Here is a 15,040-nt window from a genome sequence, read left to right on the forward strand (position 1 = left end):
AAGCCGGAAACAGGGGCCAGTTCGGACCAGGAGGTCAGCATGTCAGGCAATGTCGAGAAACTGAGGGAGCGGATCACCCACCTGCAGGACCAGCTGGAGGCGGAGTTCGAAAAGCGGCGCGACGCGGCGCGCTACCGGTTCGAGAACAACCGCATCGTCTGGGACGAGGGCGTGAAGCGCGGGCATCGGGCGTTCAAGGCGCATCTGGGCCCCTTCCTGGTGAAAAGCCCGCCACGGCACCTGCTGACGGCGCCGGTGATCTATTCGCTGATCATTCCGTTTGCGCTGCTGGATGCCTTCGTCAGCACCTACCAGGCGCTTTGCTTCCCGGCCTATGGCATCCCCAAGGTGCGGCGCGGCGACTATATCCGCATCGACCGGCACCACCTGGCCTACCTGAATTCCGTGCAGAAGCTGAACTGCGTCTATTGCGGCTACGTCAACGGGCTGATCGCCTATGTCGCCGAGATCGCTGGCCGGACAGAGGCCTATTGGTGCCCGATCAAGCACGCGGCCCGAGTCGCGGGTAGGCATCGCCATTACGGCGGTTTCATGGATTACGGAGACGGGGAGACCTTCCAGGAAGGTCTGGAGATCGCCCGGCGCAGGATCAGGGAAACCGAAGCCGGGCGTCAGGCCTCAGCGACGGCGAAGCCGGATGACAACGTCGACCTTGGCTAGCTCCGCGTCCTCGGGAATATCCGGCAGGCGCTTGATTTCCAGCTGATCGGCGGGGGCATCGGTCAGGTCCCCGCTGTCTTCCCAGAAGAAATGCGGGTGATCGTGCATGTTGGTGTCGAAATAGCTTTTCGACCCGTCCACGGTAATCTCCTGCATCAGGCCCGCTTCGCAGAAGGCGCGCAGCGTGTTGTAGACCGTGGCCAGGGACACGGCTTGTCCGGTATCGCGGGCGGCCTCGAACAGGCTTTCGGCGGTGACGTGGCGGTTCTTGCCGTCCCCGACAAGGAGATCGGCGAGCGCGACCCGCTGGCGCGTCGGTCGCACCCCGGCTTCGGTGAGCCAGGCGGTTCCTCTGCATTGCGACATGTCGGTCATGTTGATCCGTCATTGGAGTTGGTCGATGCACACTATAGTGCAGCGTGGGGCCGATATTCAATGTCTAACGCTCTGAACGCAACTGGGCCGCCCGATGCGCCTTTTTTGCCGCGCCCGCCGCCCTTGCCAGCCTCGCAGGGCCGGTGATAGAGGGGGGCAGTTTTTCGAGACATAGAAGGGGCCGCGCCGTATGGCCGAATATCCGACCAGCTTTGACAAGGACGACCTGCTGAAATGTGCCCGGGGCGAATTGTTCGGCCCCGGCAATGCGCAACTTCCCGAGCCGCCCATGCTGATGATGGACCGGATCACGGATATCAGCGGTGATGGCGGCAAGCATGGCAAGGGCCATGTCGTGGCGGAATTCGACATCGATCCCAGCCTGTGGTTCTTCGACTGCCATTTCCCCGGCAACCCGATCATGCCCGGCTGCCTGGGCCTGGACGGGCTGTGGCAGCTGACCGGCTTCAACCTGGGCTGGCGCGGCTGGACCGGGCGCGGCTATGCGCTGGGCGTGGGCGAGGTCAAGCTGAAGGGCATGGTCCGCCCCGAACGCAAGATGCTGACCTATTACGTTGATTTCACCAAGGCCGTGCAGACCCGCCGCCTGACCATGGGCGTCGCCGACGGGATCGTCGAAGCCGATGGCGAGGTGATCTACGAGGTCAAGGACATGAAGGTCGCGCTGAGCGAAAGCTGAGGCGAAGCACCGCAGCCGGTTCGGCCTTATGGACCTTCCCGGACCCATGATGCGCCGCTATAGGCGCATCATGACCGATACATTGCCCCCATGCCCCGAATGCGCCTCTGCCTTCACCTACGAGATGGACGCGCTGCTTGTCTGCCCCGAATGCGGGCATGAATGGTCCGCCACCGAAACCGCGGGCGAGGCGATCCGCGACGCCGTCGGCAACGTGCTGGAAGACGGCGACACGGTCACCGTCATCAAGGATCTCAAGCTCAAGGGCACGTCACAGACCGTGAAGGTCGGCACCAAGGTGCAGAATATCCGCCTGGTGCCCGGCGATCACGACATCGACTGCAGGATCCCCGGCGTCGGCCAGATCGGGCTGAAGTCGCAATTCGTGAAGAAGGTCGCCAAGTAGCGGCCACTTCAGCGCGGCGCCCTTGTTTGGCGGGCCCTGTGCCGATGCCGGTGTCGATCCGCCATGGGGTCGACCGGCCGGGGTGCAACCCTTGATCCGCAGGACGATTTCGCCCAGATGGCGGGGAGGGCCGGGCAGATCGGCGCGGGATTCGCAGGGGCGGGAAGGGCTTGCTCCTGTCCCGTGCTATGCCCTAGTAAGGCCGCAGTTGAGCAAAGGGAGGGCGCCATGCGCCGAGTTGTCGTCACCGGTCTCGGGATCGTATCCTCGATCGGTAACAACGCACAGGACGTCACCGCATCGCTGAAGGCGGGGAAATCCGGCATCGTCGCCTCCGAGGAAATGGCGGAATACGGGTTTCGCAGCCGTGTCGCCGGGACCCTGAAGATCGATCCGGCAGAGCACGTCGACAAGCGGACCCTGCGGTTCATGGGACCGGGCGCGGCCTATTCCTATATCGCCATGTCCCAGGCCATCGCGGATGCGGGGCTGGAGGAAAAGGACATCGTGAACCCGCGCACCGGCCTTGTGGCCGGGTCCGGTGGCCCGTCCACCAGCGCGATGTTCAGCGCCCATCAGACGGTGCTGAAATCCGGCGCGACCAAGCGGATCGGGCCCTTCGCGGTGCCGAAATGCATGTCTTCGACCGTGTCGGCGAACCTCGCCACCGCGTTCAAGATCAAGGGCATCAACTATTCCATCACCTCGGCCTGTTCGACCTCGCTGCATTGCATCGGGAACGCGGCCGAACAGATCATGATGGGCAAGCAGGACGTGATGTTCGCCGGCGGCGGCGAGGAGCTGGACTGGACCCTGTCCTGCCTCTTCGATGCCATGGGCGCCATGTCCTCGAAGTTCAACGACACCCCGGAGAAGGCGTCCCGCGCGTTTTCGGAAGATCGCGACGGCTTTGTCATCTCCGGCGGCGGCGGCATCGTCGTGCTGGAAGACCTGGATCACGCGTTGGCGCGCGGCGCCAAGATCTATGCCGAGGTGACGGGCTATGCGGCCACGTCGGACGGCCATGACATGGTGGCCCCCTCGGGCGAGGGTGGCGAGCGGGCGATGCGCCTGGCCATGCAATCGCTGCCCGAGGACCGCAAGATCGGCTACGTGAATGCGCACGGCACCTCGACCCCGGTCGGCGATGTCGGCGAGGTCGAGGCGATGCGGCGCATCTTCGGCGAAGGCAACACGCCGCCGATCTCGTCGACCAAGTCGATGACCGGCCATGCCCAGGGGGCGGCCGGTGCGCTGGAGGCGATCTTCTGCCTGCTGATGCTGGACCAGGATTTCATCACTCCGTCGATTAATGTCGATCCGCTGGACCCCAAGCTGGCGCCGGAAGAGATCGCGACGAAACTGGTCGAAAATGCCGGTCTGGACACGGTGATGACCAATTCTTTCGGCTTCGGCGGCACGAACGGTTCGATGCTGCTGAGCCGCTATAACGGGTAAGTCATATGAACGGCACTTTGCAGGGGAAACGCGGACTGGTCATGGGGGTCGCCAATGACCGTTCCATCGCCTGGGGCATTGCCAAGAGCATGGCGGAAGCCGGGGCCGAGCTGGCCTTCAGCTACCAGGGCGATGCATTCGGCAAACGGGTGCGTCCGCTGGCCGAGAGCATCGGCGTCACCACGCTGGTCGACATGGATGTCACCGACGACGCGTCGCTGGATGCGGGCTTTGCCGAGCTGAAGAATGCCTTCGGATCGCTGGATTTCGTCGTTCACGCCATCGCCTATTCGAACAAGGACGAACTGGCCGGGCGGTTCATCAATACCAGCCGCGAGAATTTCAAGAACTCGCTGGATATCTCCTGCTATTCGCTGATCGAAGTGTCGCGCCGGGCGGTGCCGATGATGAAGAATGGCGGGACGATCCTGACCCTGACCTACCAGGGCTCGACCCGGGTGACGCCCTATTACAACGTGATGGGCGTGGCCAAGGCGGCGCTGGAATCGACGGTGCTGTACCTGGCCAACGACCTGGGTCCCGACAAGATCCGCGTCAACGCGATCTCGCCCGGCCCGATGAAGACGCTGGCCGGCGCCGCGATTTCCGGGGCGCGCAAGACCTTCCGCCAGACCGAGGCGAACGCGCCGCTGCGCTCCAATGCGACGCTGGAAGCCGTGGGCGGCACCGCCGTCTACCTGGCCTCGGATGCCGGTGCGTACACCTCGGGCGAGATCATCCGCGTCGATGGCGGTTATCACGTGCTGGGCATGCCGCAGCCGGAGAACCTCTGACCCGGGACCTGCGCTTCTGCTGATGTTGGCAGACGGAGCGCCGCAAGCGGCGCATTCCCCTCTACTCGCCCCCCTGCTTGCGCAGGGGCGCTCGGGTTTGCCTCCGGCGGGAGTATTTCCGGCAAGATGAAGGGGGAACCCGCGAAGCGGCGCGGGTGTTTTTCTGCTGAAAAGGAGAAAGACATGACCCATACGCTGACCCTGCAGAGCATCGAGGCGGTGACGCCCGACACCCATCACTTGCGGTTCGACCGCCCCGACGGTTTCGATTTCACCCCCGGACAGGCCGTCGACCTGGCGCTGGATCGCGATGGCTGGCGCGAGGAGAAGCGGCCGTTCACCTTCGTGTCGCTGCCCGACGAGGCGGGGCTGGAATTTGTCATCAAGTCCTATTCCGACCATGACGGCGTGACCGAGCAGATCGGCAAGATGAGCCCCGGCGACAAGGTGCTGGTGGACGAGCCCTGGGGCGCGATCTCGGACGAGGGGCCGGGGTATTTCATCGCCGGTGGCGCCGGTGTGACGCCTTTCATTGCCGTGATGCGCGAGCGGCTGAAGCGCACCGGGACGCTGACCGATTGCACGCTGATCTTTTCGAACGAGACCGAGAAGGACATCATCCTGCGCGAAGAGTTCGAGAAGATGCACGGGCTGCGCACGGTGTTCGTCGTCACCGACGAGGACAATCCCGCGGGCGGTGTCGAGGCGGGCCGCATCGACAAGGCGTTCCTGGAAACCCATGTCACGCCCGAAGCCGGCACCTGCTACATCTGCGGGCCGGAGCCTATGATCGACGATGTTGCCAAGGCGCTGAAAGAGATCGGCGTGGCAGAGGACCGGATCGTCACCGAAGACCTGGACTGAGCTGTCTGTCGGGGCCGGGTCGCGTGGGTCAGAACCACTGGCCCGGTTCCATCAGCCCGAGGTCGAGGAGCTGGCGGGAATGCCATTCGAAGGGTTCCGAATTGTGCCAGCGGAAGGACGTGATCTCGAATGTCGAGCCGGGGTTGCGTTTCAGCGCCTTGGCTGCGCGGAAGGAGCAGATCGCCGCGGTCAGGTTGTGGTGCCATTGGCACGAGAAGGTGTTGTATTCCTCGTCGTTGAAGAGGTGATCGGCGGACAGGCGCAGCCCCTTCTGCGCGCGAAACAGCGCGACCCGGTCGATGCGGCGGCGATTGGCGGGAATATGTTCCTCGAACCGCCAGCGCAGGCCGCCGAAGAAATCCAGCTGTCTTTCCTTGGGGTGGTTGTGGTTGGCCGGGTCGAGCCGGGACTGCGCGTAATAGCCCGACCGGTCGAGCAGCGCGTCCTCCATCGAGATGCCGTCGGGATTTTCCTCGAGGTCACCGGCATAGAGGTCGACCACGTAGGTCAGCATGGCGTCGCGGCGTTCCTCGGTATGGAAGGCGAGCATTTCGCCGACTGTGCGCGTTTCGCAGAACGGGAAGAACAGGTATTCGGTGTTGAAGCAGTAATAGAGCCATTCGCCCGGCATCGCCTCGATCATTGCGTTGACGGCGTCGTGGAAGGCGTCGCCGCGGGCGCGGTCGAAATCGATGCGGATCACCAGCGCCGCGATTTCGGGGTCCAGCGCGAAATTGGCGGGCATGAACAGCACCATCGCCTTGAAGCCCAGGCCGGCATGGTGGCGCACGGTCGAGGCGATCTCGGCCTCGTCCTCGGCAAATATCAGGGCGACGGGACCTTTCTTGAGGGCCGCGTTGCCGGAGGTCAGGAATGCGTTCAGGTCATTGTAATGCATGATCAAACTCCTGGGCCTGCCCGGCCCATGACCGCAAAGTCCCGCCTTTTGCCCCGCATTGCAAGAGCCGGGCCTTTCGGTTAGTCAGACGGCCACGATTTCCCGCCCCTCCTTGCCGAAAGTCGCCGCCATGTCCGACCCCAGGAAGCTTTATATCAAGACCTATGGTTGCCAGATGAACGTCTATGACAGCGAACGCATGTCAGAGGCGCTTGGCCCCAATGGTTATGTCACGGTGGACAGCCCGGACGAGGCGGACATGATCCTGCTGAACACCTGCCATATCCGTGAAAAGGCGGCGGAAAAGGTCTATTCGGAGCTTGGGCGGTTCAAGGGGCTGAAGGCCGAGAAACCCGATCTGAAGATCGGCGTGGCGGGCTGTGTCGCCCAGGCCGAGGGCGAGGAGATCATGCGCCGCCAGCCCATGGTCGACCTGGTCGTCGGACCGCAGAGCTATCACCGTCTGCCCGAAATGGAGGCGAAGGCGGGGCAGGGGGCCAAGGTGATCGACACCGATTTCCCCGAAGAGGACAAGTTCGAACGGCTGAAGTCCCGCCCCAAGGCGAAGCGCGGGCCGACCGCGTTTCTGACCGTGCAGGAGGGCTGTGACAAGTTCTGCGCCTTCTGCGTGGTGCCCTATACCCGCGGGGCGGAGGTGTCGCGCCCGGTGTCGCGCGTGCTGGACGAGGCCCGCGACCTGGTCGAACGCGGCGTGCGCGAGATCACCCTGCTGGGCCAGAACGTCAACGCCTATCACGGCGAGGGGCCGGATGGGCGCGACTGGTCGCTGGCCCGGCTGATCCGCGAATTGTCCGAGATCGACGACCTGGCCCGCATCCGGTTCACCACGAGCCACCCCAACGACATGGATGACGACCTGATCGCCGCCCATGGCGACTGCGAAAAGCTGATGCCCTACCTGCACTTGCCGGTGCAATCGGGGTCGGACAGGATCCTGAAGCGGATGAACCGCAGCCATGATCGCGACAGCTATCTCCGCCTGATCGACCGGATCCGGGCGGCGCGGCCCGATATCCTTATTTCGGGCGATTTCATCGTCGGCTTCCCCGAAGAAACGGACGAGGATTTCCGCGACACGATGCGCCTGATCGAGGAGGTCCGCTACGGCCAGGCCTTTTCGTTCAAGTATTCCACCCGTCCCGGCACCCCTGCGGCGGAGCGCGCCCAGGTCGAGGAGGCGGTGAAAACCGCCCGCCTCGCAGAGCTTCAGGCGCTGATCACCGATCAGCAGCGCGCCGTGCAGGACAGCATGGTCGGCCAGGAGGTCGGCGTGCTGATCGAACGGGCAGGCCGTCTGCCCGGCCAGATGGTGGGCAAATCCGATCACCTGCATGCGGTGCACATGCAGACCGACCTGGCGCCCGGCAGCCTGGCCCGTGTGCGTATCGTCGAAAGCGGGCCGAATTCACTGGCGGGCGACGTGATCGGCTGATCCGCAGACCCTTGATTCCCGCCTTCGGTATACAGCTGGGGCGAGAATCGCAGCCGCATCCAATCTTGTGGTCCGGACGCTACAATTGGCGGCTGCCCGGTGCAAAGTTTCCATATTTGGGAGTGTTTTCCGCGTATTGATTCTTCACAAGCCCGTACAAAGCGTTACAGTGAATGCACATAACAACGCTTGGGCTATTTCCAACGCGCGTCGCATCGGCGAACGGGCCCTGGGGGAAGCAAAAGGAAATGACAGTGGTGAAGATTAATTTCAATGCCGCCGGGAAGATCATCAAGGGCCTTGCTGTTGCCGCCCTCTGCATCACCGGCATCTCTAGCTCGGCCGTCGCCCAGGGGCGCGGGTATAACGAAGCCTACGTGCCGACCATCTGGGTCGACCCCGACGGGTGCGAACACTGGGCGATGGATGACGGCGCCGAAGGGTACATGACGCCGCATGTCAGCCGCCAAGGGATCCCGGTCTGCCGCCGAGGCGCCCCCTGTGGCACGCTTTACACCGACCAGTTCTTCAAGACCGACAGCTACAAGATCAGTCCGGCCAACCAGCAGCGCCTGGCGCAGTTCTTCCAGTCGACCGGTGCTACGTCCTACATCATCGCGGGTCACACCGACAGCCGCGCGTCGGACCAGTACAACATGAAGCTGTCCTATAACCGCGCCAATGCGGTGGCCAGCATCGCGGCCGCGACCGGCGCCCGGATCGCCGACGTGCGCGGCTATGGCGAGCGGATGCCCGCAGCGCCGAACGGCACCGCGGCCGGCATGGCACAGAACCGCCGTGTCGAAATCATCTGCATTCGCTGAGGGGGGATCTATGAAACTCGCGAAAATCATCATGGCCGGAACGGCCATCGCCCTCGTCGCAGCGTGTCACCCGGCACCGGTGCCCGGCTACAAGGGCCGCGACCGTGGCTTTGACAACAAGCACCTGAGCGAACTGAAGGCCGGTATCTGGGTCGACCCGAACGGCTGTGACCACTGGATCATCGATGACGGTCTCGAAGGCTACCTGTCCCAGCGTCTGGACAAGTACGGCAAGCCCGTCTGCTCCGGCACTGCACCGCCGAACACGGCGACCGGCGGCTTCAAGAAGGGCGGCGGGATCTTCGATCCGCGCGGGCCGTCTTCGTCCTGATCGCCTTGAGCGCCACGCCGCATATCACGCAATTCGGTGCCGCAAGCCTTGTGCTTGCGGCATCGTTCGTTTCGGGGGATGCTGTTGCCCCCGATGAATACTGGAAACGGACCCAACAAACTCAGGAGATCTGATTGGCCGCCACCCTGCTGCCCCCCCGAGACCAAGCCGAGCAACCGCTTGCCGAGGTCGCTGTCGAATTTCCCGATAATTTCCTGCTGATCGAGCTTTGCGGTGAGTTTGACCGCAACCTGGCCGAGATCGAAACCAAGCTTTCCGTACAGATCCTGCGCCGGGGCAATCACCTGGTCGCCATGGGCGAACGCCCCTCGGCCGAGGCCGCCGTCGCGGTGCTGCGCGCGCTCTATGCCCGGCTCGAGGCCGGGCGCCCGGTGGAAAGCGCCGACATCGACCGCGAATTGCGGATGCCGGTGAGCGACGAGGTCAAGAAACCCAGCCGCGATGGCAACCAGCTCGAGATGTTCAAGGGCGGCCCGGTCGAGATCAAGACCCGCAAGAAGATGGTCGAACCGCGCACCGAGGCGCAGAAGGCCTATGTGAAGAACCTCTTTGCCCATGAAATGGCCTTCGGCATCGGTCCGGCGGGCACCGGCAAGACCTACCTGGCCGTGGCCGTGGGCGTGTCGATGTTCATCGAAGGGCATGTCGACAAGATCATCCTGTCCCGCCCCGCCGTCGAGGCGGGCGAGAAGCTGGGCTACCTGCCAGGCGACATGAAGGACAAGGTCGACCCCTACATGCAGCCGCTATACGACGCGCTGAACGATTTCCTTCCCGGCAAGCAGCTGGCCAAGCTGCTGGAAGAGAAGACGATCGAGATCGCGCCGCTGGCCTTCATGCGGGGCCGGACGCTGTCCCGTGCCTTCGTGGTGCTGGACGAGGCACAGAACGCCACGACCATGCAGATGAAGATGTTCCTGACCCGCCTGGGCGAAGGCTCGCGCATGGTCATCACCGGCGACCGCAGCCAGATCGACCTGCCGCGCGGCATGCCCTCGGGCCTGAAGGATGCGGAACGCCTGCTGGGCGGGATCGACAAGATCAGCTTCAACTACTTCACCTCGAAGGATGTCGTGCGTCACCCGCTGGTCGCCGCCATCATCGAAGCCTATGAGGCCGACGATCAGGCGTAACCCTTGATCGTCAGCAAAAATCCAAGACCCCACAGGAGGCCGGTCATCACATAGGTGGCCGGCCCCTGTCCCATCTGGGGCGAGGTGTCCATAGGGTGCTCCTGCTGCGCGGTTCCGGCTGGCATAGCAGGGTCTTGTGACAGCGCTGGCATGGCCGCGCGCCAGGCAGTAAGAGGGCCGCATGGCTGTGATTGACTGTATCATCGAGGATGAGCGCTGGACCGCGCTCGGGCTGGAGGACCTGGCCGAACGCGCGGCGCGCGAGACCCTGGCGCATCTGGGCCTCGACCCGGCGGATTTCGAGATCGCCCTGCTGGCCTGCGACGATACCCGCATTGCCGAGCTGAACACCGAATTCCGCGACAAGCCGACGCCGACCAACGTGCTGTCCTGGCCGTCGGACGAACGCGGGATGGAAGACCCCGGTGCCGTGCCGGACCTGCCCGACCCCGGCCCCGACAGCGAGCTGGGCGACATCGCCATTGCCTGGGAAACCTGCGACCGCGAAGCGCGCGAGGCGGGAAAATCCGCGCAGGATCATGCCACTCACCTGATCGTTCATGCAGTCTTACATCTTTTGGGGTATGATCACGTCCGTGACCTTGATGCCACTTTGATGGAACAAGTTGAGGTCGCTATACTTGGCAAAATGGGTCTGCCGGACCCATATGATGTTTGAGAATGGGGATTTCCCCGGTGCTGGCCGATTCGGGCCGGCTTTTTTGGTAAGGAATGATGGGCGAACAAAGCGACGGGTCGTCTTCTAGCGCAGCGCAAGGCGCGCTGCCCGAGGGCCTGAAACAATACGAGAGCAAGACCCCTGTCCCCGAAAAACGGGGATTCTGGTCAAGGCTATTCGGCGGGACAAGCAGCCCCGCGCAACCGGAGACCGAAAAGCGGGAGGCCGCGTCGGATCTGCGTCCGTCCCACGGCATGATCAACCTGCGCCGCATGCGGGTTGAGGACGTGGCGATCCCGAAGGCCGAAATCGTGGCCGTTCCCAACACGATCACCCGCGAAGAACTGGTCCAGGTGTTCCGCGACAGCGGCCTGACGCGCCTGCCGGTCTTCCAGGATACGCTCGATACGCCGGTGGGCATGGTCCACCTGAAGGATTTCGCGCTGCGCCACGGCTTCAACGGCAAGGGCGGGCGGTTTTCGCTGAAATCCATGGTGCGGCCGCTTCTGTTCGTGCCGCCCTCGATGCCGATCGGGGTGCTGTTGCAGAAGATGCAGACCGAACGGCGGCACATGGCGCTGGTGATCGACGAATATGGCGGTGTCGACGGGCTGGTGACGATCGAGGACCTGATCGAACAGGTGATCGGCCAGATCGAGGACGAACACGATGTCGACGAGGACAAGCTGTGGACCCGCGAGGCGACCGGCAATTACCTCGCCCTCGCCAAGACCCCGCTTGAGGATTTCGCCGAGGAAACCGGCATTTCCCTGACCGAGGATGACAGCGTCGACGAGGAAGAGATCGACACGCTGGGCGGGCTGGTCTTCATGCTGTCGGGCCGCGTGCCCGCGCGCGGAGAGGTCGTGCCGCATCCCGATGGTCATGAATTCGAGGTCGTGGATGCCGATCCCCGCCGGATCAAGCGCCTGCGCGTGCGCCTCGCCCGTGAGGACAGCGCCAAATCCGAAGGGCCGGGCGATGCCCCGGCGAACCTCGCCGCACAATGACGTCTGACCGGCCGGACGCCCCTTCGCGATCCGATCCGATGGCGCGCCTGGCCGGTCTGTCACCGCGCCGGCGGCTGGTGCTCGCCGGGCTGGGCGGGGCCGTCGCGGCCCTGGGCCAGGCGCCGCTGAATGCCTGGCCGCTGACGATCCTCGGCATCGCGCTGATCCATGCCTGCGCCCTGTGCGATCCCGGCCCGCGCCGGTCCGCGCTGACCTGGTGGATCGGCGGCACCGGCTATTTTGCCGTCGCGCTCAGCTGGATCGTGGAGCCATTCCTGGTCGATATCGCCCGCCATGGCTGGATGGCGCCCTTCGCGCTGGTCTTCATGGCCACCGGAATGGCGCTGTTCTGGGGGCTTGCGGGCTTCGCCGCGCGGCTGGCCGCCCCCGATGGCCGCCGCCTCGGACTGGCCACGGTGCTGGCGCTGACCCTGGCCGGCGCGCTGCGCGGGGTGATCTTCACCGGCTTTCCCTGGGCGCTGCCGGGCCATGCCCTGATCGCCAGCCCGGCGCTGCACCTGGCGCAGTTCGGTGGCGCCATCGTGCTGTCGCTGATCGTGCTGGGCCTCGCGGTCAGCCTGCCTGCCGTACTCGCCCGCCCGCTGCCACGCGCCGGGCATTGGGCGTTGGCCCTGGCAATTCCGGTCGCGCTCGGGTCCTGGATGCAGGCGCCAGAGACGGCGACGGAGGGGCGCCCGGTCGTCCGCCTCGTCCAGCCCAACGTGCCGCAGGACGAGAAATGGGATCGCGAAAAGGCGCAGGACCATTTCACCAATATCCTTGACCTGACATCGGCCGATGGCACGCCGGACGTGGTCGTCTGGCCCGAAACCGCGATGCCCGCCTGGCTGGAGGACGTACCCCACCTGATGCCCGTGATCTCTTCGGCGGCAGGGGCGAAACCGGTGATCTTCGGCGTCAATCGCGGCGAGGATCTGCGCGTCTACAACTCTCTCGTGCTGCTCGAAGGGGAGGGCGAGATCACCGAGGTCTATGACAAGCACCACCTCGTGCCCTTCGGCGAATATGTCCCCTTCGGCGACCTGCTGGGTCGCATCGGTATCTCGGGCCTGGCGGCGCGGCAGGGCTATGGCTTTTCCTCGGGGCCCGGGCCGCGCCTGATCGACGTGCCGGGGCTGGGCCGCGCGCTGCCGCTGATCTGCTACGAAGGCGTCTTCCCCCGTGACCTGCGCACCGAGGACCGGCCCGAATTCCTGCTGCTGATCACCAATGATGCGTGGTTCGGCACCGTGTCGGGCCCCTACCAGCACCTGGCACAGGCGCGGCTGCGCGCCGTGGAACAGGGCCTGCCGATGATCCGTGTCGCCAATACAGGAATTTCTGCAATGATCGACCCCGGCGGCCGATTGCACGGAGAAATGGCACTTGGCACCGGCGGGTTCCGCGACGTCGCCCTGCCGGCGCCGCGTCCGGCTACGCCTTATGCAATTGGTGGCGATCTGCCTCTGGTATCGCTGCTGATCCTTGTTTTGGCGGCTTTGGGGGTCGCCAACAGCGGCAAAATGCGCATAAATAAACGTTGACGGGTTGATGCACGGCGTCTACCCGAGAGTATCTGCTGCCCCAACGGCTTCCTGACGGGGTGGTTAAACATCTATCGGAGCACTTTTTCATGACCCGCAAGAACTACATCTTCACCTCGGAATCCGTTTCCGAGGGTCACCCGGATAAGGTCTGTGACCGGATTTCCGACGCAATCCTCGACGCTCTTCTCAGTGAAGAGCCGCAAGCGCGGGTCGCATGTGAAACATTCGCCACCACAAATCGCGTGGTGATCGGCGGCGAGGTCGGGCTGTCCGACCAGGCCAAGCTGGCCGAATACATGGCCAGCATGGAAGACATCGCCCGCGCCTGTATCAAGGATATCGGCTACGAGCAGGACAAGTTCCACCACGAGACCGTGGAGATCACCAACCTCCTGCACGAGCAATCGGCGCATATCGCCCAGGGCGTGAACGCCGCCGACAACAAGGACGAAGGTGCCGGCGACCAGGGCATCATGTTCGGCTACGCCACCACGGAAACCGACGACCTGATGCCTGCGCCGATCCAGTTCGCGCACAAGATCCTGCGCCGCCTCGCCGAGGTTCGCAAGGATGGCACCGAACCGACGCTGGGCCCGGATGCGAAATCCCAGGTCTCCCTGCGGTACGAGAACGGCCAGCCGGTCGAGGTCACGCAGCTGGTCCTGTCGACACAGCACCATGACGAGACCCAGACCTCGGACGATATCCGCGATATCGTCATGCCCTATATCCGCGAGGTCATCCCGACCGAATGGCTGACCGACAATACCGAATACTGGATCAACCCGACCGGCAAGTTCGTCATCGGCGGCCCTGACGGTGATGCCGGCCTGACCGGCCGCAAGATCATCGTCGACACCTATGGCGGTGCCGCACCCCATGGTGGCGGTGCGTTCTCGGGCAAGGATCCGACCAAGGTCGACCGCTCGGCCGCCTATGCCGCGCGCTACCTGGCCAAGAACGTCGTGGCCGCCGGCATGGCCGAGAAGTGCACGATCCAGCTGTCCTACGCGATCGGCATCTCCAAGCCGCTGTCGATCTATGCCGACACCTACGGCACCGGCAACGTGGACGAGGCCGAGATCGAAAAGGCCGTCGCCCAGTGCATGGACCTGACCCCGCGCGGCATTCGCGAACATCTGGAGCTGAACAAGCCGATCTACCAGCGCACCGCCGCCTACGGTCATTTCGGCCGCAAGCCCGATGCGGATGGCGGCTTCAGCTGGGAAAAGACCGACCTGGTCGAGGCGCTGAAAAAGGCCGTCTGAACTGTTGCCCCCGGGCCCCGGCCCGACAGGACCGAACAAAAGAAACGCGCATCCCGATCCGGGATGCGCGTTTTTTTTCATGGTCAGGCAGCAAAGAAAAACGCGCCACCCCGGCAGGGGCGGCGCGCTGGTATTAGTGGCGGTCCGACTTATTCGGCGGGAACGGTGCTGCCACGCTTTTCAAACGACAGGGCGCCCGGGCCGAAGGCGGTGACCATCAGCATGCCGCCCGCGATGGTGACGTTCTTCATGAAGCTGATCATCTGGCCCTGTGCTTCCATCCCTTCCATGCCGAGCGACGGCAGGTAGTGGAACAGGAAGCCGGAGACGAGCGAGAAGCCCGCCAGCAGGAAGGCCGACAGACGGGCCTGCCAGCCGATCAGCAGGGCGATGCCGCCGACGACTTCGACGATGATGACGATCGGCAGGAGGAAACCGGGCACGCCCATCATTTCCATGTAGCCCTGGGTCCCGGCATAGCCGGTGATCTTCTGCAGGCCGGAGGTGATGAACATGATGGAAAGCAGCACGCGGCCAAGCGGCGCGGCGTAGGTCAGAAGTTGGGTCATTGTGTGCGTCCTTTGATGCATTGTGCCTG

At 64.1% G+C, this 15,040-nt stretch carries 17 protein-coding genes and 1 riboswitch; of the genes, 14 read left to right on the plus strand and 3 right to left on the minus strand.

What is annotated here, in order from left to right:
* Positions 1-39: 39 nt before the first annotated feature.
* On the plus strand, positions 40-681 hold the full coding sequence (locus ATO9_RS01795) for a hypothetical protein (protein WP_052418030.1): 642 nt from the start codon (positions 40-42) through the stop codon (positions 679-681).
* Here ATO9_RS01795 and irr read toward each other — a convergent pair.
* A complete protein-coding gene (gene irr / locus ATO9_RS01800; RefSeq protein ID WP_043744245.1) occupies positions 640-1,056 on the minus strand; it encodes a Fur family transcriptional regulator Irr in 417 nt (138 codons plus the stop codon). The two genes, ATO9_RS01795 and irr, sit on opposite strands and share 42 nt — an antisense overlap.
* A gap of 190 nt (positions 1,057-1,246) precedes the next feature.
* Here irr and fabA point away from each other — a divergent pair, with 190 nt between their 5' ends.
* The 5 genes from fabA (at position 1,247) to ATO9_RS01825 (ending at position 5,278) form a co-directional block, all read left to right on the plus strand.
* A complete protein-coding gene (gene fabA, locus ATO9_RS01805; RefSeq protein ID WP_043744247.1) occupies positions 1,247-1,756 on the plus strand; it encodes a bifunctional 3-hydroxydecanoyl-ACP dehydratase/trans-2-decenoyl-ACP isomerase in 510 nt (169 codons plus the stop codon).
* A 70-nt stretch (positions 1,757-1,826) separates the two neighbouring features.
* Positions 1,827-2,162 (plus strand): zinc ribbon domain-containing protein YjdM, encoded by a 336-nt coding sequence (locus ATO9_RS01810; RefSeq protein ID WP_043745476.1) that lies wholly within the window; start codon positions 1,827-1,829, stop codon positions 2,160-2,162.
* Between the two features lie 228 nt (positions 2,163-2,390).
* Positions 2,391-3,620: a beta-ketoacyl-ACP synthase I gene (gene fabB / locus ATO9_RS01815; protein ID WP_043744250.1), complete on the plus strand. Its 1,230-nt coding sequence runs from the start codon at positions 2,391-2,393 to the stop codon at positions 3,618-3,620.
* Between the two features lie 5 nt (positions 3,621-3,625).
* Positions 3,626-4,414, plus strand: a complete 789-nt coding sequence (locus ATO9_RS01820; protein WP_043744253.1) for an enoyl-ACP reductase FabI — start codon at positions 3,626-3,628, stop codon at positions 4,412-4,414.
* A gap of 183 nt (positions 4,415-4,597) precedes the next feature.
* On the plus strand, positions 4,598-5,278 hold the full coding sequence (locus ATO9_RS01825; RefSeq protein ID WP_043744255.1) for an FAD-binding oxidoreductase: 681 nt from the start codon (positions 4,598-4,600) through the stop codon (positions 5,276-5,278).
* Positions 5,279-5,306: 28 nt separating this feature from the next.
* Here the strand turns inward: ATO9_RS01825 and ATO9_RS01830 are convergent, their stop codons facing one another.
* Positions 5,307-6,176, minus strand: coding sequence for a glycosyltransferase family protein (locus tag ATO9_RS01830; protein WP_043744257.1), 870 nt, complete (start codon positions 6,174-6,176; stop codon positions 5,307-5,309).
* A 130-nt stretch (positions 6,177-6,306) separates the two neighbouring features.
* Here ATO9_RS01830 and miaB point away from each other — a divergent pair, with 130 nt between their 5' ends.
* The 8 genes from miaB to metK all read left to right on the plus strand — a co-directional run bounded on the left by miaB (position 6,307) and on the right by metK (position 14,442).
* Positions 6,307-7,629 carry a tRNA (N6-isopentenyl adenosine(37)-C2)-methylthiotransferase MiaB gene (gene miaB, locus ATO9_RS01835; RefSeq protein WP_043744260.1) on the plus strand — a complete coding sequence of 441 codons (1,323 nt, stop codon included), beginning with the start codon at positions 6,307-6,309 and terminating at the stop codon, positions 7,627-7,629.
* A 248-nt stretch (positions 7,630-7,877) separates the two neighbouring features.
* Positions 7,878-8,453, plus strand: coding sequence for an OmpA family protein (locus ATO9_RS01840; RefSeq protein WP_043744263.1), 576 nt, complete (start codon positions 7,878-7,880; stop codon positions 8,451-8,453).
* A gap of 10 nt (positions 8,454-8,463) precedes the next feature.
* Positions 8,464-8,784, plus strand: a complete 321-nt coding sequence (locus tag ATO9_RS01845) for a hypothetical protein (protein ID WP_043744266.1) — start codon at positions 8,464-8,466, stop codon at positions 8,782-8,784.
* Positions 8,785-8,918: 134 nt separating this feature from the next.
* Positions 8,919-9,938 carry a PhoH family protein gene (locus ATO9_RS01850; RefSeq protein ID WP_043744270.1) on the plus strand — a complete coding sequence of 340 codons (1,020 nt, stop codon included), beginning with the start codon at positions 8,919-8,921 and terminating at the stop codon, positions 9,936-9,938.
* A 181-nt stretch (positions 9,939-10,119) separates the two neighbouring features.
* The gene (gene ybeY, locus ATO9_RS01855; RefSeq protein ID WP_043744272.1) at positions 10,120-10,617 is read left to right on the plus strand and encodes an rRNA maturation RNase YbeY; all 498 of its coding nucleotides are present in this window, start codon (positions 10,120-10,122) and stop codon (positions 10,615-10,617) included.
* Positions 10,618-10,673: 56 nt separating this feature from the next.
* Complete coding sequence (locus ATO9_RS01860; protein ID WP_052418098.1) at positions 10,674-11,627, plus strand: hemolysin family protein; 954 nt, start codon at positions 10,674-10,676, stop codon at positions 11,625-11,627.
* 38 nt (positions 11,628-11,665) lie between these two features.
* Positions 11,666-13,171, plus strand: coding sequence for an apolipoprotein N-acyltransferase (gene lnt, locus ATO9_RS01865; protein ID WP_043744275.1), 1,506 nt, complete (start codon positions 11,666-11,668; stop codon positions 13,169-13,171).
* Positions 13,172-13,203: 32 nt separating this feature from the next.
* Positions 13,204-13,253: riboswitch (SAM-SAH riboswitch) on the plus strand.
* A 7-nt stretch (positions 13,254-13,260) separates the two neighbouring features.
* A complete protein-coding gene (gene metK, locus ATO9_RS01870; RefSeq protein ID WP_043744277.1) occupies positions 13,261-14,442 on the plus strand; it encodes a methionine adenosyltransferase in 1,182 nt (393 codons plus the stop codon).
* A gap of 149 nt (positions 14,443-14,591) precedes the next feature.
* Here the strand turns inward: metK and ATO9_RS01875 are convergent, their stop codons facing one another.
* Positions 14,592-15,011: a DoxX family protein gene (locus ATO9_RS01875; protein ID WP_043744280.1), complete on the minus strand. Its 420-nt coding sequence runs from the start codon at positions 15,009-15,011 to the stop codon at positions 14,592-14,594.
* Positions 15,012-15,040: the final 29 nt, after the last annotated feature.

The sequence above is a fragment of the Pseudooceanicola atlanticus genome (genome assembly GCF_000768315.1).
Classification (GTDB): domain Bacteria; phylum Pseudomonadota; class Alphaproteobacteria; order Rhodobacterales; family Rhodobacteraceae; genus Pseudooceanicola; species Pseudooceanicola atlanticus.

Coding starts and splice junctions, on each gene's coding strand:
- ATO9_RS01795 (WP_052418030.1), top strand. CDS start 40: ATGTCAGGCAATGTCGAGAAACTGAGGGAGCGGATCACCCACCTGCAG.
- irr (WP_043744245.1), bottom strand. CDS start 1,056: ATGACCGACATGTCGCAATGCAGAGGAACCGCCTGGCTCACCGAAGCC.
- fabA (WP_043744247.1), top strand. CDS start 1,247: ATGGCCGAATATCCGACCAGCTTTGACAAGGACGACCTGCTGAAATGT.
- ATO9_RS01810 (WP_043745476.1), top strand. CDS start 1,827: ATGACCGATACATTGCCCCCATGCCCCGAATGCGCCTCTGCCTTCACC.
- fabB (WP_043744250.1), top strand. CDS start 2,391: ATGCGCCGAGTTGTCGTCACCGGTCTCGGGATCGTATCCTCGATCGGT.
- ATO9_RS01820 (WP_043744253.1), top strand. CDS start 3,626: ATGAACGGCACTTTGCAGGGGAAACGCGGACTGGTCATGGGGGTCGCC.
- ATO9_RS01825 (WP_043744255.1), top strand. CDS start 4,598: ATGACCCATACGCTGACCCTGCAGAGCATCGAGGCGGTGACGCCCGAC.
- ATO9_RS01830 (WP_043744257.1), bottom strand. CDS start 6,176: ATGCATTACAATGACCTGAACGCATTCCTGACCTCCGGCAACGCGGCC.
- miaB (WP_043744260.1), top strand. CDS start 6,307: ATGTCCGACCCCAGGAAGCTTTATATCAAGACCTATGGTTGCCAGATG.
- ATO9_RS01840 (WP_043744263.1), top strand. CDS start 7,878: ATGACAGTGGTGAAGATTAATTTCAATGCCGCCGGGAAGATCATCAAG.
- ATO9_RS01845 (WP_043744266.1), top strand. CDS start 8,464: ATGAAACTCGCGAAAATCATCATGGCCGGAACGGCCATCGCCCTCGTC.
- ybeY (WP_043744272.1), top strand. CDS start 10,120: ATGGCTGTGATTGACTGTATCATCGAGGATGAGCGCTGGACCGCGCTC.
- ATO9_RS01860 (WP_052418098.1), top strand. CDS start 10,674: ATGGGCGAACAAAGCGACGGGTCGTCTTCTAGCGCAGCGCAAGGCGCG.
- lnt (WP_043744275.1), top strand. CDS start 11,666: ATGGCGCGCCTGGCCGGTCTGTCACCGCGCCGGCGGCTGGTGCTCGCC.
- metK (WP_043744277.1), top strand. CDS start 13,261: ATGACCCGCAAGAACTACATCTTCACCTCGGAATCCGTTTCCGAGGGT.
- ATO9_RS01875 (WP_043744280.1), bottom strand. CDS start 15,011: ATGACCCAACTTCTGACCTACGCCGCGCCGCTTGGCCGCGTGCTGCTT.